The following is a 360-nucleotide window of genomic DNA, read 5'->3' as shown; positions in this document are numbered from 1 at the left end:
CCCCGCCAGCGCCGCCGAGACCCGGCAGCTGCTCGACGATGGCGAGCTGGCCATGGCCATCAGCTTCAATCCCCAGGAGGCCATGGGGGCGGTGGCCAATGGCAGCCTGCCCGCCTCCGTCACCGCCATCGCCATGGAGAAGGGGGCGCTCACCAACAGCCACTTCCTCGCCATCCCCTTCAATGCCAATGCCCGGGCCGGGGCCCAGGTGGTGGTCAACTTCCTGCTGAGCCCGGCCGCCCAGGCCCGCAAGGCCGATCCCGCCTTCTGGGGCGATCCCAGCGTGCTCAGGCAGGAGAGCCTGCCGCAGGGCACGGCGCCTGCCCTGCGCTTCAAGGCTAGGCCTGAGCCCCATCCCAG

1 pseudogene is annotated in these 360 nt (G+C 71.1%); it reads left to right on the top strand.

What is annotated here, in order from left to right:
• A pseudogene (locus BN1119_RS10990) lies at positions 1 to 360 on the top strand (ABC transporter substrate-binding protein); the annotation flags it as partial.

This window comes from Aeromonas bivalvium, assembly GCF_000819765.1.
Classification (GTDB): domain Bacteria; phylum Pseudomonadota; class Gammaproteobacteria; order Enterobacterales; family Aeromonadaceae; genus Aeromonas; species Aeromonas bivalvium.
The sequence above is the reverse complement of the archived record's forward strand: the minus strand, read 5'-3'. Positions and strand labels throughout refer to the sequence as shown.